Source organism: Agrobacterium sp. Ap1, from assembly GCF_017313375.1.
Classification (GTDB): domain Bacteria; phylum Pseudomonadota; class Alphaproteobacteria; order Rhizobiales; family Rhizobiaceae; genus Neorhizobium; species Neorhizobium cellulosilyticum.
In genome coordinates this window covers 18,035-37,907 of the sequence record NZ_JAFLMY010000017.1, presented here as the reverse complement: position 1 = coordinate 37,907, position 19,873 = coordinate 18,035, and the positions used below count along the sequence as shown (strand labels likewise).

The following is a 19,873-nucleotide window of genomic DNA, read 5'->3' as shown; positions in this document are numbered from 1 at the left end:
CACGGCAACCCGGCCTGAACCGGGCATCGACAAAAGCGGGAGGATTTCATGAGCGAGCCAGTGGCAAGCGCACCGCATCACGACTATGAAAAAGTGCTCAAGGACAGTTCGAAGGATGTAGCATCCTTCGAACAGGACAAACCGTCCTTCCTTCACAAGTTCCGTCACTTTCTGCATTCCAACCCGTCCGCCGTATCGCTGATCGTGCTGGTCGTGTCGTTGATCGTGTTCGGCCTGACGCTTGGCGGCAAGTTTTTCTCCGCCTTCTCGCTGACGCTGATCCTACAGCAGGTGGCGATCACCGGGATCGTCGGGGCAGCCCAGTCGCTGGTCATCATGACCGCCGGTATCGATCTTTCGGTCGGCGCCATCATGGTCCTGTCGTCGGTAGTGATGGGGCAATTCACCTTCCGCTACGGCTTGCCGCCGGAAATCGCGATCCTCTGTGGTTTTGCAACCGGTGCGCTTTGCGGTTTCATCAACGGCGTTTTGATCGCCAGGGTGAAACTGCCCCCCTTCATCGTGACGCTTGGCATGTGGCAGATCGTGCTTGCCAGCAACTTTCTCTATTCCGCCAACGAGACCATTCGCTCGCAGGAAATCGAAAGTACCGCCCCAATTCTCCAATTCTTTGGAGAAACCTTCAAGTTCGGCGGCGCGGTGTTCACCTATGGCGTGATCGCCATGATCCTTCTCGTCGCAGTGCTCTGGTACGTGCTCAACCACACCGCTTGGGGACGGCATCTCTACGCAGTCGGCGATGATCCGGAAGCAGCCGATCTTTCCGGCGTCAACGTGCAGCGCATGCTGATTTCCGTCTATGTGCTATCGGGCGTCATCTGCGCGCTGGCAGGCTGGGCGCTGATCGGCCGCATCGGCTCCGTGTCGCCAACCGCCGGCCAGTTTGCCAATATCGAATCGATCACCGCCGTGGTGATCGGCGGCATCTCACTCTTCGGCGGCCGCGGCTCCATTCTCGGCATGATGTTCGGCGCGCTAATCGTTGGCGTCTTTTCGCTCGGCCTGCGCCTGCTCGGCACCGATGTGCAATGGACCTATCTCCTGATCGGCGTCCTCATCATCGTCGCCGTCGCAGCCGACCAATGGATCAGAAAGGCTTCACGCTGATGACCGACACACGCAAACCCATCCTCACTGGTCGCAATCTCGTCAAGCGTTACGGTCGTGTCACCGCCATCGATAATGCCGATTTCGATCTCTATCCCGGCGAAATCCTCGCCGTGATCGGCGACAACGGCGCCGGAAAGTCGTCGCTGATCAAGGCGATTTCCGGTGCGATCCGCCCCGACGAGGGCGAGATCCGCATGGACGGAGAACTCGTCCATTTCGCCTCGCCGATCGAGGCCCGCAAAGCCGGTATCGAAACCGTCTACCAGAACCTCGCGCTGTCGCCGGCGCTTTCGATCGCCGACAACATGTTTCTCGGCCGCGAAATCCGCAAGCCCGGCTTCATGGGTAAGGTTCTGCGCAAACTCGACCACGGCGCCATGGAAAAGATGGCGCGTGAAAAGCTCTCCGAGCTTGGGCTGATGACCATCCAGAACATCAACCAGGCCGTGGAAACGCTGTCTGGCGGTCAGCGCCAGGGCGTGGCGGTGGCGCGGGCAGCGGCCTTCGGTTCCAAGGTCATCATCCTTGATGAGCCGACGGCAGCACTCGGCGTCAAGGAAAGCCGGCGTGTGCTGGAGCTGATCCTCGACGTGCGCTCGCGTGGCATTCCGATCGTGCTGATTTCCCACAACATGCCGCATGTCTTCGAGATCGCCGACCGCATCCACATCCATAGGCTGGGAAAACGTCTTACCGTCATCAATCCCAAGGATTATACGATGTCGGACGCCGTCGCCTTCATGACCGGCGCAAAGGCGCCGGAGCCGCTTGCCGCATGACAATGACCACCGAAGAGATCGCCCGCACACTCATCAACCGTGCGGGCGATAAGCGACGTTTTATCGTCGCGATTGCCGGCCCGCCGGGTGCCGGAAAATCCACGCTCGCCGACGCACTTGTAGTGGCGTTGCAGGCGCTTTGCGAAAGCGCCGAAGTCCTACCGATGGATGGCTTTCACATGGACAATGGTGTCCTGCAGGAAAAGGGCCTGCTCTCCCGTAAAGGCGCGCCTGAAACGTTCGACGTACGCGGCTTTCTCGACATCATTCGCTCGGTCAGGGTGGCGGAAGGAGAAGTGCTGGTGCCGGTATTCGATCGATCCCGGGAACTCGCCATCACCGCATCGCGCGTCATCGAAGTTTCGACGCGGTTCGTTCTTGTCGAGGGAAACTACCTGCTTCTCGATCGCGCTCCCTGGTCGGCGCTGGACGGCGAATTCGACTACGAGATCCTCATCTCTCCCCCCGTCGCGACACTCGAGGAACGGCTTATGGATCGCTGGCGCGGTTACGGATTGAGCGAAGAGGCGGCCCGGGCAAAAACGCAAGGGAACGACCTGAAAAACGGTGCCTTGGTCAGAGACCATTGCCGTGGAGCCGATATAATTCTGGCCGATTAAACGAAAAAGCCTGCCGCGGGAGGAGGTGCGGCAGGCTTTTCGAAAAGATTTGAACAGCGACTGGGAGGAGGAGTGCCGCTGCTCGATCAGGCGCCCTTGGGAGGAGGAGTAGGTCGCCTGAAAATCAGAGGTCTGCGGGAGGAGGAGCATCGCTCTGATGTAGTCATCATACAGGTGAACCGATTCTTTAGAAGCGATATTGCTGCAGCGGAGCTATGCGCTAAGCGCCTAGCTAACGACACTACGACTCTTCAATGCTCACAAATGTGGCAATAGCCAGAGCCGCCGCAGCATCGGTTCGCTTCCAGCACGACAAGACCAGCAAATTAAGGCCGATTTGCAGGATCGGTAGACGCGATCGACTACTCGATCGTGCTGTCTCAAAGAGCAGAACCAATTCCTCCGACAACCGGCATACCGATATCCAGACATGGAAAAGGGCGCGACGATGCGCACCCTTTTTTTTAAGAATGTCCCGATCGACTTGTACTATACGCTGAAAGCCGCGCCGATCAGCGCCTTCGTATAATCGGCCTTTGGGGCCTCGAAGATCGCATCCGTTTCGCCCTGTTCGACGATCTCGCCGTTTTTCATCACGATCACATAGTCCGAGATGGCTTTGACCACCGACAGGTCGTGACTGATGAAGACGTAGGAGAGATTGTGATCGGCCTGCAGCTTGCGCAGCAAATCGATCACCTGCCCCTGAACCGACCGGTCGAGAGCCGATGTCGGCTCATCGAGGATGACGACACGCGGCTTGAGGATCATCGCGCGGGCAATCGCAATACGCTGCCGCTGGCCGCCGGAGAATTCGTGCGGATAGCGGTTGCGTGCTGCCGGATCGAGGCCGACCTCCTGAAGCGCCGCGATGGCGCGCCGGTCGCGATCGGCCTTGCTCAAGCCAGGCTCGTGGACAAGCAGGCCTTCGGTGATAACCTCACCGACAGTCTGGCGCGGCGAAAGCGAACCGTAGGGATCCTGGAAGACGAGCTGCATCTCCTTGCGCAGCGAACGCATCTGGCGGCGATCGTGCCGCGAGATATCCTGTTTCCCGAAGCGGTATGCGCCATCACTCGGCAGGAGCCTAAGGAGCGCGCGCCCGAGCGTGGACTTGCCGGAACCCGACTCGCCGACGACACCGATCGTCTGACCTTCCTGCAGCCTCACGGTCACGCCATTGACGGCGCGGAATGTACGCGGACCCTTGGACAGAAAACCCTTGCCGATATCGAAATCGACGACCACGTCCCGGCCCTCGAGAATTATCGGGGCATTGTCTGCCGGCGGCGCCTTGCGGCCATGCGGCTCGGCATCAATCAGCATGCGGGTATAGGAAGAGGTCGGGTTCTCGAAGATCTGCTCCGTCGTTCCCTGCTCCACCACTTCGCCGCGGCGCATGACGACGACGCGTTCGGCAAAATGGCGCACGATACCGAGATCGTGGGTGATCAGCACGATTGCCATGCCGAACCGCTCCTGCAGTGAGCGCAGGAGTTTCAGGATCTGTGCCTGGATCGTCACGTCGAGCGCCGTGGTCGGCTCGTCGGCGATCAGCACATCAGGCTCGTTGGCAAGCGCCATGGCGATCATCACGCGCTGGCGCTGGCCTCCGGAAAGCTCGTGCGGATAGCTGTCGATCCGGCGCGCCGGATCGGGAATGCCGACGAGTTCCAACAGCTCCAGCACGCGGGCGCGGGCCTGCGCCCTTGAGCCGCCGCGATGATAGAGGATCGGCTCGGCGATCTGCCGCCCGATCGTATAGAGCGGATCGAGCGAGGTCATCGGCTCCTGAAAGATCATGGTGATCTTGGCGCCGCGCACCTTGTTCAGCTCGCTCTTCGGCAGGCCGACAAGCTCCTTGCCGCGATATTTCGCCGAACCGGTCACGCCGCCGTTCTTGGCGAGCAGGCCCATGATACCCATCATGGTCTGGCTCTTGCCGGAACCGCTTTCGCCTACGACGGCGAGTGTTTCACCGGCCTTGATATCGAAACCGATGCCCTTGACCGCATTCACGGTCCCGTCCGGCGTCGAGAAATCGACTTTTAAATCGCGGATGGAAAGGATGTTTTCTTCTGTCCCGGTCATATCAGCGGTCCTTCGGGTCAAGTGCATCGCGCAGGCCATCGCCGATGAAGTTCAGCGAGAAGAGCGTTGCCACGAAGAAGATGGACGGGAAGATCAACAGCCACGGAGCCGACTGGATATTGCTTGCTCCTTCGGAGATCAGCGCCCCCCAGCTCGTCAGCGGCGCCTGAACCCCAAGGCCGAGGAAGGAAAGAAAACTCTCGAGAAGGATCACTTTCGGCACGACGACGGTAACGAAGACGATGACCGGGCCGATCGTGTTCGGAATGATATGCCGGCGGATGATCTGCCAGTCGCTCAATCCGAGTGCCTGGGCGGCACCGACGAATTCCCGACGCTTCAATGCCAGTGTCTGACCGCGCACGATACGGGCCATGTCCAGCCATTCCACCGCGCCGATGACGAGGAAGATGAGGATGAAGGAACGGCCGAAAAAGACGACGAGCACCACGACGAGAAAGACGAAGGGCAGCGAATAGAGGATTTCGACGAAGCGCATCATCACATTATCGACGCGACCGCCGAGGTAGCCCGATGTGGCGCCGTAGAGTACGCCGATGCCGAGCGAGACGAGACTGGCAAGCAGGCCGACGGCAATCGAGATCTGGCCGCCGAGCATGACGCGGGCCAGCATGTCACGACCATTCGGATCGGTGCCGAAGAAGAAATATTCGCGGCTGACATTGCCTTCGACCTTCAGCTCGCGCCCGTCGTTTTCGGTTGCGACGACCTTGGTGTTTTTGAACTCGTTGGCACGGTCGAAATAGCGGGTTGCGCGCGGATCGATCGGGTTTTCGGCGCTCAATGTTGCGGTAAATGTCTGTCCTTCAACATTGAACTCATCGAGATTGACGCGGGCGCGGGTGGCAACGCCACGCATCGCATCTTCCAGCGACGCCTCATCCGGCCGTGGCTCAAGGCTCGGGCCGACGGAGACGTAGGAGGAATAAACCTGGTCATAGCTGTGCGGCACGAAGAACGGGCCGATGTAGGAAAACAGCGCGATCAGCACCATCATCACGCAGCCGGCCATCGCAGCCTTGTTGCGACGGAAGCGAAGGGCTGCCAGCTGAAACAGGCTGCGGCTTTTGTTGTCCGGGCTTTCCGGCTGCGCGGGCGCAGGATTAGTGACGATATCAGTCATGGCGAACCCTCGGATCGAGCAGGCCGTAAATGAGATCGACCACGAGATTGAAAACGATGACGAAGATGGCGATCAGCACGACCGTGCCCATGACCAGCGTATAATCGCGGTTGAGCGCGCCGAGCACGAAATAGCGGCCGATGCCGGGAATGGTGAAGATCGTCTCGACCACGGCGGAACCGGTCATCAGCGCTGCAGCACATGGGGCAAGATAGGATACGACCGGCAGAAGTGCGCCGCGCATTGCATGGGTGATGACGACGATCCGCGGCGGCAAACCGTAGGCCCGAGCTGTGCGGATATGGTCGGCATGCAGCGCCTCGATCATCGATCCGCGGGTAAGACGAGCAAAAACGGCAAGCTGCGGCAGCGCCAGAGCGATCATCGGCAAAAGCAGATAACGGAACGAACCGTCACCCCAGCCACCGGCCGGCAGCAACGACAAGACGATGGCGAAGATCAGCGTCAGAACCGGGCCGACGACGAAATTCGGAATGGTGGTGCCGACCGTCGCAAGCGACATGATGGAGAAATCGAGCGCACTGTTCTGGCGAAGGGCCGCAATCGTGCCGAGCGTGACGCCGCCGACCAGAGCCAAGAGAAGCGCGAAAAAGCCGAGTTCCATAGAATAGGGCAGGCCCTTGCCGATCAGTTCGGCGACCGTGTTGTCCTTGTAGATATAGCTCGGGCCAAAATCACCCTGAACGGCATTGGATATGTAGGTCACATATTGCCGCCACAGGGGCTGGTCGAGCTGATAGGTCCGCATGATGTTTTCCATCGTTGCGGGCGGAAGCGGGCGCTCCAGATTGAACGGGCCACCTGGCGCAAAGCGCATCAGGAAGAAGGAAATGGTGACGACGATAAACAGCGTCGGTACGGCGCTCGCAAGGCGGCGCAGGACAAAAGCCAGCATGCGGGTGTCTCCTGCAAAACGGCGCCCGCGGTTAGGCGGGCGCCGTCTCGGATGATGGATGTTATTCGGAAACGCTGAGGAAGCGGCTCAGGTGCTCGTTGGCAGCATTGTCCTCCCAGCCGGAAACGCGGTTGGACACGAGCCAGAGATCAGCCTGGGTAAGCAGAGGCGCGACCGGCTGGTCACGCGATAGAAGCGCTTCGGCTTCGTGCAGCAGCTTGGAGCGGGCTTCCGGGTTCTCTTCCGCATAGGACTTCTGCATCAGAGCATCGAATTCCGGGTTGTTGTACTTGCCGTAATTGAAGGTCTTGTTGGTCGACAGGTTCAGCGCCAGGAAGTTTTCGGCATCCGCATAGTCGGCAACCCAGCCGGCGCGCGCAACGTTGAACTTGCCGCCTTCCTGTAGGTAGGCATAGTGCGACGAGACATCGAGATTGGTCATCGTCACCTTTGCGTTGAACGTGTTCTTCCACATGTCGGCAACGGCCGTGGCGACACGTTCGTGGTTCGGGTTGGTGTTGTAGCGGATCTCGATTTCCAGCGGCTTCCCGCCTTCACCGTAACCGGCTTCCTTCATCAGTTCGAGCGCCTTATCCTCCCGGTCGAGCTGGGACATTTCGGCAAACGAAGCCTTGGACGGTTCGCCATAGCTGGCGATGCCCGGCGGTACCAGCGAATAGGCCGGGATCTGCGAGCCGCTGTAGATTTCCTTGGCGAGGAAATCGCGATCGACGGCCATGGAGAGCGCGTTGCGGACGCGGACATCGTCATACGGAGCCTGGCTGCTATCGAAGGCGTAATAATAGGTGGCAAGCGTCGGGGAGACGTGAACCTGATCCTTGTAAGCGCCGCGCAGGCGCTCGATCTGGTCGGCCGAGAAATTGAAGACGAGATCCATTTCCTTCGCTTCGAAGCGACGGACGGACGCAGCCTGGTCGTCGATTGGATAGAAGATCACCTTGTCGAGCTTGGTGTTGGCAGCGTCCCAATGGTTCTCGTTCTTCTCGACCACCAGGCTATCGTTTGGCACATGGCTGACCAGCTTGAAGGCGCCGTTAGACACCATCACACCCGGCTTGACGAAGTCGGCACCGTTTTTCTCGACGCTTGCCTTGGAAACGGGCAGCGCGGTCTGGTGGGCCAGCAGCTCAAGGAAGAACGGGGTCGGGCGCTCGAGCGTGATCTGGAACGTCTTGTCGTCCACGGCCTTGACGCCGAGTGTAGCGACTTCGGCCTTGCCGTTGTTGATCGCTTCGGCATTCTTGATCGGATAGAGGATATTGGCGTATTTCGCTGCCGTCTTCGGATCTTCTACACGCTTGAAGGAAAACTCAAAGTCCTGTGCAGTAACGGGTGTACCATCCGACCACTTTGCATTTTCGCGCAGCTTAAACGTGTAGGTTACACCGTCATCAGACAGTGTCCAGCTCTCGGCAGCGCCCGGGATAATCTTGCCAGCAGCATCGTAAATCGTCAGACCTTCGTAAAGATCCTTGAGGATGAAGGCTTCGATATTGATCGAGGTCTGCGCCTGATCGAGCGTCTGGGGCTCGCCGGCATTGCCGCGATGAAGCACTGCCTCGGCGAATGCCGGAGCGCTGGCGAAGAGAACGGACCCCAGCAGCGCGGCCGCAGAAAGTTTGAGAAGACGAGAAGACATGATCGGTATCCTTTCCCAGTTTATTCCGGATCAGTTGCGGGAATGAATGACAGAAAGGCATGGACTGCAAGGCTTTTCTCATCGCGTCACAGTCGAAGGAGACAACTGTGGCACGCAAGAAAAACGTCAAGGTTGCATAAGAGAAATGTGAACTTGATGAAAGCCATCCGCCATATTCATCTCGTCCGATGAGCCGCCAAGACCATTAGAGACATCTTACGTACAGGGAAGATATGCCGAAGATAGCGTTTCTCTCGCTTTGGGTAAGTTGGCGAAATTTTATTGCTCATGGGTGTATGCAGCGATCTTCGGCGGCGGCATTTGCAGTCAGCCAAAGGACACTTTTTGCGTGTGTACCGTACCTACATTGGCAACACAAAAAGAACCGTTACTCCACAATGTTATGATCTGGCGGAATGGCTTGATAGGTGTTCGCTATCGCGTAACCGATCTCGTTTATTGACGGGCAGGCTTCGTGTTGCGACATTTTCTCGCATCCCCCAATGATCTTACCATCGGGGAATGGATGCCGGAGACAGTCGAGGAGGACAGGTTTGCGGCATATGCCGGGAGGCCACGTCCATGACCATGCGAAATTCCGCTGGTGAGATCGCCCAGCGGTCACGCGACATCATCCGTGACCGGAAGCATCTGGAAGGGCCGATGCTGCCCATTCTGCACGCGCTTCAGGCGGAGTTCGGTTACATACCGGATATCGTCAAGCCAGTCATCGCCGATGAACTCAACCTCTCCCGTGCGGAAGTCCATGGCGTCGTCACCTTCTATCCCGAATTTCGTGAACATCCGGGTGGACGGCATGTTCTGAAAATCTGCCGAGCCGAAGCCTGTCAATCGGTGGGCTGTGATAATCTCGCGGATCGCGTTCGCCAGTTGCTGGGGATTGATTTTCACCAGACGACGCCTGACGGAGCGGTGATGCTCGAACCGGTCTATTGCTTGGGTCTGTGCGCCTGCGGTCCTGCCGCCATGCTGGATGGCGAGGTTTATGGCCGGGTCGACGAGCACTGTCTTTCCGAAATTGTTGGGAGGCTGGGCCGATGACGGTAACGATCTTCGTCCCTCGCGATGCCGCATCCCTGGCGCTCGGAGCCGAGAAGGTTGCAGCGGCAATCACAAGCGAAATCGCTGCCCGCAGTATTGACGCCAGGATCGTGCGCAACGGCTCTCGCGGCATGTTCTGGCTCGAACCGCTGGTGGAGGTGCGCACCGATCACGGTCGCGTCGCTTACGGGCCGGTGAAAGCCTCGGATATAAAAGACCTTTTCGACGCCGGTTTTCTCTCCGGCAAGGCCCATCCTCTCTGTCTTGGGCTGACGAAGGAAATCCCCTTCCTGCGTCAGCAGACCCGCCTGACCTTCTCCCGCTGCGGCGTGACCGATCCGCTGTCACTCGATGATTATCGCCATTATCAGGGGCTGAAGGGACTGGAACAGGCTATCGCGATGCCGCGGGCCGAGATTGTGGCTCAGGTCACCGAAAGCGGGCTGCGAGGGCGCGGCGGTGCCGGTTTCCCTACCGGCATCAAGTGGAAGACTGTGATGGAGGCGGTGGCGCCTCAAAAATATATCGTCTGCAATGCCGACGAGGGCGATAGCGCCACCTTTGCCGACCGGATGATCATGGAAGGCGACCCGTTTGTCCTGATAGAAGGCATGGTGATCGCCGGCTTCGCGACCGGTGCGACCAGGGGATACATCTATACCCGCTCCGAATATCCGCATGCCATTGCCACGATGGGCCAGGCAATCGGCATTGCCCGGGCAGCTGGCATTCTCGGTCCCTCGGTGCTCGGGTCTGATCATGCCTTTGACATCGAGATCCGCGCAGGCGCAGGCGCCTATGTCTGCGGCGAGGAAACTGCACTGCTCAACTCGCTGGAGGGAAAACGCGGCATCGTTCGCGCCAAGCCGCCTTTGCCGGCCCTGCAAGGTTTTCTCGGTCGCCCGACGGTGGTCAACAACGTTATCTCGCTTGCCTCCATCCCGGTCATCATGCATCGCGGCGCTGCTTTCTATCGGGATTTCGGCATGGGGCGCTCACGCGGCACGATCCCGATCCAGATCGCCGGCAATGTGAAATATGGCGGGCTCTTCGAAACGGCCTTCGGCCTGTCGCTTGGCGAGATCGTCGATCATATCGGCGGCGGCACGGCCACGGGGCGACCGGTGAAAGCCGTGCAGGTGGGCGGCCCGCTTGGCGCCTATTTTCCGCGCGCGCTGTTCGACACGCCATTCGATTACGAGGCTTTTGCCGCCAAGGACGGACTGATCGGCCATGCCGGCATTACCGTATTCGACGATACCGTCGACATGCTGAAACAGGCGCGCTTCGCCATGGAATTCTGCGCCATTGAAAGCTGCGGCAAGTGCACGCCATGCCGGATCGGCTCCACCCGCGGCGTCGAGACGGTCGACAGGATCGGTCGCGGCATCGAGCCGGACAAGAACAAGGTGCTGCTCGCCGATCTCTGCAATACGATGAAGTTCGGTTCGCTTTGCGCGCTCGGCGGTTTCACCCCCTACCCTGTGATGAGCGCGATGACGCATTTCCCGGAGGATTTCTCCCCCGTGCCGTTGGCGGAGGCTGCGGAATGATGAGGTTGGACTTTTTCTTTTCAGCGCCGCTTACTTCCATCATCTGGACAGTACGAATGCCGATCTCCAGCAAGGAGGCACGTCATGTCGCTCATCCATGAAATCGACTACGGCACGCCTGCATCCCGCTCTGCAAGACAGGTAACACTCACCATCGACGGCCGCGCCATAACCGTGCCGGAAGGCACGTCGATCATGCGGGCCTCGATGGAGGCGGGCATCCAGATCCCGAAACTCTGCGCTACCGACATGGTCGACGCCTTCGGTTCCTGCCGCCTCTGCCTGGTGGAGGTCGAGGGGCGCAACGGCACGCCGTCCTCCTGCACCACGCCTGTCGCACCGAACATGGTCGTCCATACCCAGACCAACCGCCTGAAGGATATCCGCCGTGGCGTGATGGAACTTTATATCTCCGATCATCCGCTCGACTGCCTCACCTGCGCTGCCAATGGCGACTGCGAACTGCAGGACATGGCGGGTGCCGTTGGCCTTCGCGACGTTCGTTACGGCTACGAGGGTGACAATCATGTACGCGCGCGCAACGACGGTGCCATCAACGCGAAATGGATGCCGAAGGACGAATCCAACCCCTATTTCACCTATGACCCGTCGAAATGCATCGTCTGTTCGCGCTGCGTGCGTGCCTGCGAGGAAGTACAGGGCACTTTCGCGCTGACGATCGAAGGGCGTGGTTTCGCAAGCCGGGTCTCGCCCGGTGCGCATGAGCATTTTCTCGATTCGGAATGCGTGTCCTGCGGCGCCTGCGTGCAGGCCTGTCCCACCGCGACGCTGACGGAAAAGTCGGTGATCGCAATCGGTCAGCCGGAGCATTCAGCCGTGACCACCTGCGCCTATTGCGGAGTTGGCTGCTCCTTCAAGGCGGAAATGCGCGGCGAGGAACTTGTGCGCATGGTGCCGTGGAAGGAAGGTCAGGCCAATCGCGGCCACTCCTGCGTCAAGGGCCGGTTTGCCTATGGTTATGCCAGCCACAAAGACCGCATCCTCAACCCGATGATCCGCGAGAAGATTTCCGATCCATGGCGGGAGGTGACCTGGGAAGAGGCGTTTTCCCATATCGCCACCGAGTTCCGGCGTATCCAGTACCAGTATGGCCGTGACGCTATCGGCGGCATTACCTCGTCGCGTTGCACCAACGAGGAAACCTTTCTTGTCCAGAAACTGGTGCGCGCCGGTTTTGGCAACAACAATGTCGATACCTGCGCCCGCGTCTGCCATTCACCGACGGGCTACGGTCTCGGACAGGCTTTCGGCACGTCCGCCGGCACGCAGAATTTCGATTCGATCGAGCAGTCCGATGTGGTGATCGTTATCGGCGCCAACCCCACCGACGGTCATCCGGTCTTCGGCTCGCGGCTGAAAAAGCGACTGCGGCAGGGTGCAAAGCTGATCGTCATCGATCCGCGCCGCATCGATCTGGTGAGGACGCCGCATGTGGAAGCGGCCTACCACCTGCCTCTCAAACCCGGCACCAATGTCGCAGTCATGACGGCACTGGCGCATGTCATCGTCACCGAGGGCCTGGCTGCGGAGGCGTTTATTCGTGAGCGCTGTGATTGGTCGGAATTCGAAGACTGGGCGGCCTTCGTTTCCGAAGAAAACCATAGCCCGGAAGCAACCGAAAGCTTTACCGGCGTTCCGGCCGATCTTATACGCGGTGCCGCCCGGCTGTTTGCCACCGGCGGCAATGGCGCGATCTATTACGGCCTAGGCGTTACCGAACACAGCCAGGGTTCGACGACCGTAATGGCGATCGCCAACCTTGCCATGGCAACGGGCAATATCGGCCGGCCGGGCGTCGGCGTGAACCCGCTGCGCGGCCAGAACAATGTTCAGGGTTCCTGCGACATGGGCTCGTTTCCGCATGAACTGCCGGGCTATCGCCATATCTCGGACGATGCCACGCGCGACACATTCGAAAAACTCTGGGGTGTGACGCTGAACAACGAGCCCGGCCTGCGCATTCCCAACATGCTGGATGCAGCCGTCGAAGGCACATTCAAGGGCATCTATATCCAGGGCGAGGATATTCTGCAGTCCGACCCAGATACCAGACATGTCTCGGCCGGGCTCGAAGCCATGGAATGCGTTGTTGTGCACGACCTTTTCCTCAACGAGACGGCCAATTATGCCCATGTCTTCCTGCCGGGTTCGACATTCCTCGAGAAGGACGGAACCTTCACCAATGCCGAACGCCGCATCAACCGTGTACGCAGGGTGATGACCCCGAAGAACGGTCTTGCCGATTGGCAGGTGACGCAAAAGCTTGCGCAGGCAATGGGGCTGAATTGGAATTATGCCCATCCATCCGAAATCATGGATGAGATCGCCGCAACGACGCCGAGCTTTGCGTTGGTTTCCTACGATTACCTCGATAAAATGGGTTCGGTTCAGTGGCCGTGCAACGAGGCGCATCCTAAAGGTTCGCCGATCATGCATGTCGATGGATTTGTCCGAGGCAAAGGAAAATTCATCCGCACCGAATATGTGGCGACCGACGAGCGCACCGGACCACGCTTCCCGCTGCTGCTCACCACCGGGCGTATCCTGTCCCAATACAATGTCGGGGCTCAGACACGACGCACCAAAAACGTCATCTGGCACGCTGAAGACCGGCTGGAAATCCATCCGCATGACGCAGAGCAACGCGGCATCAAGGATAGCGACTGGATCAAACTTGCAAGCCGCTCGGGCGATACCACCCTTCGGGCACAGATTACCGACCGGGTCTCGCCGGGTGTCGTCTATACGACCTTCCACCACCCGGATACGCAGGCCAATGTCATCACGACCGATTTCTCCGATTGGGCAACCAACTGTCCGGAATATAAGGTGACGGCAGTACAGGTTTCCCCGTCCAACGGCCCGACGCAATGGCAGGAGGACTACAATGATATGTCCAACCGCTCACGTCGCATCGCAGGCAAAATACAGGCAGCGGAGTAGAGCCGGTCAGGATCGCACGAATCCCTGTTAACCTCGGAAATCCTCCGCCTTGCGGATAAAAAGGAGCTCATCGATGTCGCATGATCAGGGGCGGGAAAAGCTGATCAGAATGGCAAATCAGATCGCCACTTTCTTCATGTCACAGCCGGAAACCGACAGAGCAAAAGGCGTTGCCACCCACATTAACAAGTTCTGGGAGCCACGGATGCGCAGGCATCTGTTCGAATGCCTGGATGAAGGTGCGGACGGACTGATGCCGCTGGTGATCGAAGCGTCAACCTTGATCCACCGACCATCTTCGCAGGCAAAACCCGGGACAAGCAGCGGCATTGCAAAGCCACTATAAGGCTGGATTGCGAGGTTGAAACGCTTTGCGCCATATCCATGGTGGCGAGGCTTGGCAATTTAGCAGCTCGTGATTAAGCAGAACAGGATTTTTCTTGACATCCCCGGTCTTCTTTCCCAAAAGAAGATAGCGTTGGTCATGTTTGACAGGTCTACCGGAAATGCTCGTCTGCAGCTGCAACTACATCACGGACAAGGAAATCAAGGACGTCATCGTCCAGCTTCTTGACGAAGACTGTTGGCAGCTCATCGTACCGGCGAAAGTCTATCACGCCATGAGCAAACGCGGCCGCTGTTGCGGCTGTTTCCCCAATGTCGTCGACCTGATTATCCGCACGACCGAAGAATATCATGCCCTGCGTCACTCGACGGAGGACGAAGTCGTTATATATTTGTCTCGCTTGAAGCAGTTCCATGAGGAAAACAGGAGAGCGGACATTGAAAGGCGACAAAAGGGTCATCGAGCGGCTTAACGAGGCTTTGTTCCTCGAACTTGGGGCCGTTAATCAATACTGGCTGCACTATCGTCTTCTGAGCGATTGGGGTTTCACCAAGCTCGCAAAGAAGGAACGCGCGGAATCCATCGAAGAAATGCAGCATGCCGATCGTCTGATCGATCGCATCATCTTCCTTGAGGGCCACCCCAATCTCCAGACACTCGCGCCGCTGCGTATCGGCCAGAATGTCAAGGAAATATTGGAAGCCGATCTTGCCGGCGAGTACGACGCCCGCACGGCATACAAAGCCTCCCGTGATCTCTGTCATGAGGCAGGTGACTACGTTTCCATGAAGCTGTTCGAAGAACTGCTGATGGATGAGGAAGGCCATATCGACTTCCTCGAAACGCAGCTCGACCTGCTGACGAAGATCGGTGAGGAACGTTACGGCCAGCTCAACGCGGAATCGGCCGACGCTGCAGAGTGAATAAGCAGAGACCCGGCTTTCGGGCCGGGTCTTCTCTCGTCAATTGCTGTTCAATGTAGCGCCAGAACTCAGACCGCTGCTAGATGTGAAAATTCCGCCACCACCTGATCGTAGACCTGTCGTTTGAACGGAACGATCAGACCGGGAAGCTCGGCCATCGGCTTCCAGTCCCAGGCATCGAATTCCGGCTCATGGCCGCCCGGAGGTGGATTGATGGCGATCTCGCTTTCATCGCCCTCGAAGCGAAAGGCGAACCAGCGCTGTGTCTGCCCGCGATATTTTCCCTTGAGCCCGATACCGATGAGATGCAACGGCAGATCGTAATTGATCCAGTCGTTTGATTGGGCAAGCAAGGTCACCGTCTTCATGCCGGTTTCTTCATAAAGCTCGCGATAGGCGGCCGGAAGCGCGTCTTCTCCCTTGTCGATGCCGCCCTGCGGCATCTGCCAGAGCTGAGGCGAACCATCATACTCGCTGTTGCCTTCGGAGATCCGTCGGCCGGCCCAGACCAGTCCGTCACGGTTGAGTACCATGATGCCCACACAAGGCCGATATGGCAGGTCTTCGGCCTTCACCGTACCACTCTTCCCGGCCCCGTCTTTCTTGGCCATGCTTCATTCTCCATCAGGGTTCGCTTTTATCGCGTACAATCGCTGATACGCCAACGATCTCGATGCCACGCTGCGTCGCTTCTTCGCTCCACTTCCTTACAGCATCGATGCTCTCGTCGTAAGCAGCGGCAATGCCGATTGCCGTCCCCTGCCGGTCCGCGATGCGGCCGAGTTCATCGAGCTTGCGAAGAATGGCCTGGGTCTGCACCTGTCCGTCGAGCACGACATCGGCAAAGGCATGAGGCAGCTTGACGGCATCGGATACGGAATTCGTCTTTGAAAGAGAAGACGTCCCGTCATCGAGGAAAAGCAGCCCACGCTTCGCCACGTCCTGCAGCACCGGCCGCAGCGCCTTTTCATCCGAAAGGTAACGTGCGCCCTGATAATTGATGATGCCGGTATAATTGGTGACCCGCGCCATGGCCTGGTGCAGGCGCGCGAGATTGTCCTTGGCGGAATTCGCCGTCAGCAGAGTACCTGGCCCCGGATCGTTCGCCGGATAATCGAAAGGTTCGAACGGAACCTGCAGCAATATCTCATGACCCTTGCGCCGAGCTTCCTGCATCCAGCGCTGCAGGCTGTTGCCGCTCGCCGCGAATGCCAGCGTCACCCCCGCCGGCAGTTGCTGGACGGCCTTCTGGCTGCCAGTCTGGCTGAGGCCGAGGCCACTGATGACAATGGCGACCCGCGCCCCCCTCTCGCCTGACCATGGCCTTGCATATTGGTCCATGGGACGCAGACCGTCGGCGCCGATGATCGGCAGCTTTCCGTCTCCGGTTTCTTCGACAAGATCGGGGTTCGGCTGGCCGGCTATCCGCGGATCCTGGCCCATCCGCTGCGCATCGATGACCAGTGGCCCGGTCCGGTCACGCGGCGTATATTTGGTAACGTAGTTTCCGTCGCCGGTGGGAATGCGCTCGATATTGGCACCGGACGCCGTACGTTCGGACGATGTGCCCGATTGCGGAGGACGAGCAGCACTATCAACTTCTTTAGAGGAATCAGATTCAACCTCGGATGCCGTTTTCTCGCCATTGGCAGCAACCCGCCTGAGCCCGTCGTCTTCCTGAATGACGTAGATGGAAAGAGCGATAACGCAGACAATGACCACACCGGCGCATAAAACGGCCCTGTAGCCACGCCACGAACGTTTCGTCTTCGGTGGCCGCCCTTGTCCCAAGGGTGCATGGAGATCAGTACCCAAGCTAATATCCGTGCTATCCCGCGGTCATAAAAATCCGGGGGAGCGATTTCAGGCTCCCCCGGCACTTTTCTTAGTTCTTGACCGCAGCTGCAGCCTTGTCCGGGCTTGCCGGGAAGCTGGGATCGGTCTTTGTGCCGTGGAGAAGATCCATGGCGTAGTTGAGCTGGATGTCATCCTTGGCTTCCGGCGGCACATAAGCTGCGGAACCGGAACCTTCTTCCGTTTCGGCATTGCCCTGGATATGACCCTTGAGGCTGGATTCACCCTCTGCCTTCAGCTTGCCCTGCAGTTCCGGCGGCAGCGGCTGCTCGACCTTGATGTCCGGGTTGATACCCGTACCCTGGATCGACTTGCCGGACGGCGTGTAATAGAGCGCAGTCGTCAGGCGCAATGCACCGGCATCACCAAGCGGAATGATCGTCTGGACGGAACCCTTACCGAAGGAACGGGTACCGACAACGGTTGCGCGCTTGAGGTCCTGAAGTGCTCCGGCAACGATTTCCGAAGCCGAAGCCGAACCGCCGTTGATCAGAACGATGACCGGCTTGCCATCGGTCAGGTCGCCCGGACCGGCGTTGAAGCGGCGGGTTTCGTCGGCATTGCGGCCGCGGGTGGAAACAACTTCGCCACGCTCCAGGAAGGCGTCCGATACATTGATCGCCTGATCCAGAAGACCGCCCGGGTTGAGACGCAGGTCGAGAACGTAACCCTTCAGCTTGTCGGCCGGAACATCGGCCTTGATCTTCAGGATTGCCTTTTCGAGATCATCATATGTCTTTTCGGTGAAGGAAATGACGCGAACATAACCGACATCCCCGCCTTCCACGCGGGACTTGACCGCACGCACGGCGATAACGTCGCGAACCACGGTGATGTCGAGCGGCTTGTCGGCGCCCTGACGGATGACAGTGAGTTTGATCGGCGTATTAACCGCACCGCGCATCTTCTCGACGGCATCCTCAAGCTTCAAGCCACGGATAGACTGGCCATCGATTTCGGAGATGAAGTCACCGGCAAGAATGCCGGCCTTGGAAGCGGGCGTGTCGTCGATCGGCGCAATGACCTTGACCAACTCATTTTCCATCGTCACTTCGATGCCGAGACCGCCGAATTCGCCGCGGGTCTGGGTCCGCATGTCTTCGGCGTCCTTGGCATTCATGAAGCTCGAATGCGGATCGAGCGAGGTCAGCATGCCGTTGATCGCGTTTTCGACCAGCTTCTCTTCATCCGGCGCCGTCACATATTGAGCACGGACACGTTCGAAGACGTCACCGAAAATCGAAAGTTCCTTATAGGTCGACGCTCCGGCTGCCTGGGCCGGCACGCCGGCCGAATAGATGACACTCATCGCTGTCGCACCCATGAGTGCACCGACGATGACAAGCGAAGCCCTACGAATCATTTCGCGCCCTTCCAGTTTCCTTGGCTGACCACCATGGCTTGGAATCAACCGTGGTGTTGCCGTTTCTAAATTCAATGTAAAGCGTTGGGCGATCCGTTTCCAGCGCCAACGCAGTTGCACTCGCCACTCTTTTCTCACCCATCACGGCGATCGGCTCACCGCTGAAGACAAAGCTTCCCTGACGGACGTTCACATCCTTCATGCCAGTGAAGACCACGTAATACCCGTCACCGACATTAAGAATGATCGTTTGGCCGTAACTTCTGAACGCTCCGGCAAATACGATCGAACCATCCGCCGGCGCAGTCACGATGGCCCCGGCATTGGATGCGATGGTGATGCCGCGCGCCGTATGTCCTGTCCCGTCGGGATCGCCGAACCAACGTACGACATCGCCTGCCACCGGAAAGGCCAGCTTCTGCCTCAGGCTTGAAAACGCATATGCTGGCGCAATGCGGTTTTTGTCGGGCACACCGTTTTCGGCAAGCTCTCTCGCCTTCTCGCGCTCGGCCTGCGTGAGACGCTTCTGGCGCTCCTCTTCCGCCCGGGCGGCTTCCATCGCCTCCCGCACCGAGGATATTTCACTCTCCAGCGCAGAGATAAGCCCTTCGAGCGATGTCGCCCGGCCTGCAAGTTCCTCCGAGCGCCGCCGCTCTGCCTCGAGTTCCGCCGTATTCCGGCCGTTCAATTTTTCGTTTTCAGCCAGAAGAAGATCCATCCGCTTGTCTTCTTCAAGGCTCGCGGCAATCGTGTCCGACACGGCCTGCTTTTCACTGGCTGCAGCACTGCGCGTCTCGCTCAGGGCTTTCAGATCGGCAACGAGGCGTTCGGCCTCCGCACGCATGCCCGGCACGACGGCACCGAGAAGAATGGCGCTGCGCACGGAAGCAAGCGCATCCTCCGGCTTCACCAGCAATGCCGGCGGCGGGTTGCGTCCCATGCGCTCAAGCGCGCCGAGCACTTCCGCAAGAACACCCCGGCGACTGCGAAGCGATGCGCGAATTCCGTCTTCCTGGACGCCTAGGGCAGCGATCTTCTTTTCGCTTTCCTGGATCTTACGCTCCAGATCCTGCCGCTTCTTCGCAGAATCGATCAGGGCCTGGCGGATATCGGCGCTATCCTTGTTGGTCTGCGCAATGCTTTTCTCGATATCGGCGATCTTGTCTCCCGACAGCTGCATCGTCTTGCCGAGCGCCTCGAGCTCCTTGCGCGTCTCTTCCTGCTTCTGCTGCAATTCGGCTGTCGGCCCGGCGGCTTCGACAGTAGCCGCAATCACCGTGCTGTCACTTGGCGAAACCGCATCCTGCGCAGACAAGACCTGCGGAACAGCCAGCAGAAGACCGGCAACGGCCAGCGTGCTGGCCAAGCCTGATCCATATCTGGCAGGTCTTTTCCGACTGGCGTCCATGTCCGCTCCGAGTGATAGAATGCGAAAGCTAGGCTGATTTGCTTAGGCCCGCCACAAAC

Annotated in this window: 17 protein-coding genes; 9 read left to right on the top strand and 8 right to left on the bottom strand. The window is 58.9% G+C overall.

What is annotated here, in order from left to right; all coding sequences use genetic code 11:
- Positions 1–48 precede the first annotated feature (48 nt).
- The 3 genes from JZX87_RS24125 to JZX87_RS24115 are packed head-to-tail and all read left to right on the top strand — an operon-like array spanning position 49 to position 2,530.
- Entirely contained in the window at positions 49–1,128 is a 1,080-nt protein-coding gene (locus JZX87_RS24125) for an ABC transporter permease (protein ID WP_206828476.1), read from the top strand.
- Positions 1,104–1,910, top strand: coding sequence for an ATP-binding cassette domain-containing protein (locus JZX87_RS24120; RefSeq protein WP_148143757.1), 807 nt, complete (start codon positions 1,104–1,106; stop codon positions 1,908–1,910). Before JZX87_RS24125 ends, JZX87_RS24120 begins: the two co-directional genes overlap by 25 nt.
- A complete protein-coding gene (locus tag JZX87_RS24115; RefSeq protein WP_183829500.1) occupies positions 1,907–2,530 on the top strand; it encodes a nucleoside triphosphate hydrolase in 624 nt (207 codons plus the stop codon). The genes JZX87_RS24120 and JZX87_RS24115 overlap by 4 nt, the downstream gene beginning before the upstream one ends.
- 489 nt (positions 2,531–3,019) lie before the next feature.
- On the opposite strand, the gene JZX87_RS24110 is transcribed toward JZX87_RS24115, so the two are convergent.
- The 4 genes from JZX87_RS24110 to JZX87_RS24095 all read right to left on the bottom strand — a co-directional run bounded on the left by JZX87_RS24110 (position 3,020) and on the right by JZX87_RS24095 (position 8,341).
- A complete protein-coding gene (locus JZX87_RS24110; RefSeq protein ID WP_206828474.1) occupies positions 3,020–4,621 on the bottom strand; it encodes an ABC transporter ATP-binding protein in 1,602 nt (533 codons plus the stop codon).
- A gap of 1 nt (position 4,622) precedes the next feature.
- Entirely contained in the window at positions 4,623–5,765 is a 1,143-nt protein-coding gene (locus JZX87_RS24105; RefSeq protein WP_183829506.1) for an ABC transporter permease, read from the bottom strand.
- A complete protein-coding gene (gene oppB / locus JZX87_RS24100; RefSeq protein ID WP_206828472.1) occupies positions 5,758–6,681 on the bottom strand; it encodes an oligopeptide ABC transporter permease OppB in 924 nt (307 codons plus the stop codon). The genes JZX87_RS24105 and oppB overlap by 8 nt, the downstream gene beginning before the upstream one ends.
- 61 nt (positions 6,682–6,742) lie before the next feature.
- A complete protein-coding gene (locus JZX87_RS24095; protein WP_206828470.1) occupies positions 6,743–8,341 on the bottom strand; it encodes a peptide ABC transporter substrate-binding protein in 1,599 nt (532 codons plus the stop codon).
- Positions 8,342–8,923: 582 nt separating this feature from the next.
- Between JZX87_RS24095 and JZX87_RS24090 the strand changes: the two genes are divergently transcribed.
- From JZX87_RS24090 to bfr, 6 genes are all read left to right on the top strand, one after another.
- Entirely contained in the window at positions 8,924–9,403 is a 480-nt protein-coding gene (locus JZX87_RS24090) for a formate dehydrogenase subunit gamma (RefSeq protein WP_148143763.1), read from the top strand.
- Positions 9,400–10,956 carry a formate dehydrogenase beta subunit gene (locus JZX87_RS24085; protein ID WP_206828468.1) on the top strand — a complete coding sequence of 519 codons (1,557 nt, stop codon included), beginning with the start codon at positions 9,400–9,402 and terminating at the stop codon, positions 10,954–10,956. The genes JZX87_RS24090 and JZX87_RS24085 overlap by 4 nt, the downstream gene beginning before the upstream one ends.
- Before the next feature lie 84 nt (positions 10,957–11,040).
- On the top strand, positions 11,041–13,920 hold the full coding sequence (gene fdhF / locus JZX87_RS24080; protein ID WP_206828467.1) for a formate dehydrogenase subunit alpha: 2,880 nt from the start codon (positions 11,041–11,043) through the stop codon (positions 13,918–13,920).
- Positions 13,921–13,993: 73 nt separating this feature from the next.
- Positions 13,994–14,266 carry a formate dehydrogenase subunit delta gene (locus tag JZX87_RS24075; protein ID WP_206828464.1) on the top strand — a complete coding sequence of 91 codons (273 nt, stop codon included), beginning with the start codon at positions 13,994–13,996 and terminating at the stop codon, positions 14,264–14,266.
- A 142-nt stretch (positions 14,267–14,408) separates the two neighbouring features.
- Complete coding sequence (locus JZX87_RS31500; protein ID WP_246436459.1) at positions 14,409–14,738, top strand: (2Fe-2S)-binding protein; 330 nt, start codon at positions 14,409–14,411, stop codon at positions 14,736–14,738.
- Entirely contained in the window at positions 14,704–15,189 is a 486-nt protein-coding gene (bfr, locus tag JZX87_RS24065; RefSeq protein WP_206828460.1) for a bacterioferritin, read from the top strand. Before JZX87_RS31500 ends, bfr begins: the two co-directional genes overlap by 35 nt.
- A 68-nt stretch (positions 15,190–15,257) precedes the next feature.
- Here the strand turns inward: bfr and JZX87_RS24060 are convergent, their stop codons facing one another.
- The 4 genes from JZX87_RS24060 to JZX87_RS24045 all read right to left on the bottom strand — a co-directional run bounded on the left by JZX87_RS24060 (position 15,258) and on the right by JZX87_RS24045 (position 19,814).
- Positions 15,258–15,800: an RNA pyrophosphohydrolase gene (locus JZX87_RS24060; protein ID WP_206828458.1), complete on the bottom strand. Its 543-nt coding sequence runs from the start codon at positions 15,798–15,800 to the stop codon at positions 15,258–15,260.
- Positions 15,801–15,813: 13 nt separating this feature from the next.
- Complete coding sequence (locus JZX87_RS24055; RefSeq protein ID WP_206828456.1) at positions 15,814–17,004, bottom strand: divergent polysaccharide deacetylase family protein; 1,191 nt, start codon at positions 17,002–17,004, stop codon at positions 15,814–15,816.
- Positions 17,005–17,074: 70 nt separating this feature from the next.
- A complete protein-coding gene (locus JZX87_RS24050; RefSeq protein WP_148143771.1) occupies positions 17,075–18,406 on the bottom strand; it encodes a S41 family peptidase in 1,332 nt (443 codons plus the stop codon).
- On the bottom strand, positions 18,396–19,814 hold the full coding sequence (locus JZX87_RS24045; protein ID WP_206828454.1) for a murein hydrolase activator EnvC family protein: 1,419 nt from the start codon (positions 19,812–19,814) through the stop codon (positions 18,396–18,398). Before JZX87_RS24045 ends, JZX87_RS24050 begins: the two co-directional genes overlap by 11 nt.
- Positions 19,815–19,873 lie beyond the last annotated feature (59 nt).

Coding starts and splice junctions, on each gene's coding strand:
- JZX87_RS24120 (WP_148143757.1), top strand. CDS start 1,104: ATGGATCAGAAAGGCTTCACGCTGATGACCGACACACGCAAACCCATC.
- fdhF (WP_206828467.1), top strand. CDS start 11,041: ATGTCGCTCATCCATGAAATCGACTACGGCACGCCTGCATCCCGCTCT.
- JZX87_RS24110 (WP_206828474.1), bottom strand. CDS start 4,621: ATGACCGGGACAGAAGAAAACATCCTTTCCATCCGCGATTTAAAAGTC.
- JZX87_RS24095 (WP_206828470.1), bottom strand. CDS start 8,341: ATGTCTTCTCGTCTTCTCAAACTTTCTGCGGCCGCGCTGCTGGGGTCC.
- JZX87_RS24105 (WP_183829506.1), bottom strand. CDS start 5,765: ATGACTGATATCGTCACTAATCCTGCGCCCGCGCAGCCGGAAAGCCCG.
- JZX87_RS24045 (WP_206828454.1), bottom strand. CDS start 19,814: ATGGACGCCAGTCGGAAAAGACCTGCCAGATATGGATCAGGCTTGGCC.
- JZX87_RS24125 (WP_206828476.1), top strand. CDS start 49: ATGAGCGAGCCAGTGGCAAGCGCACCGCATCACGACTATGAAAAAGTG.
- JZX87_RS24050 (WP_148143771.1), bottom strand. CDS start 18,406: ATGATTCGTAGGGCTTCGCTTGTCATCGTCGGTGCACTCATGGGTGCG.
- JZX87_RS24085 (WP_206828468.1), top strand. CDS start 9,400: ATGACGGTAACGATCTTCGTCCCTCGCGATGCCGCATCCCTGGCGCTC.
- oppB (WP_206828472.1), bottom strand. CDS start 6,681: ATGCTGGCTTTTGTCCTGCGCCGCCTTGCGAGCGCCGTACCGACGCTG.
- JZX87_RS24060 (WP_206828458.1), bottom strand. CDS start 15,800: ATGGCCAAGAAAGACGGGGCCGGGAAGAGTGGTACGGTGAAGGCCGAA.
- JZX87_RS24090 (WP_148143763.1), top strand. CDS start 8,924: ATGACCATGCGAAATTCCGCTGGTGAGATCGCCCAGCGGTCACGCGAC.
- JZX87_RS24075 (WP_206828464.1), top strand. CDS start 13,994: ATGTCGCATGATCAGGGGCGGGAAAAGCTGATCAGAATGGCAAATCAG.
- JZX87_RS24115 (WP_183829500.1), top strand. CDS start 1,907: ATGACAATGACCACCGAAGAGATCGCCCGCACACTCATCAACCGTGCG.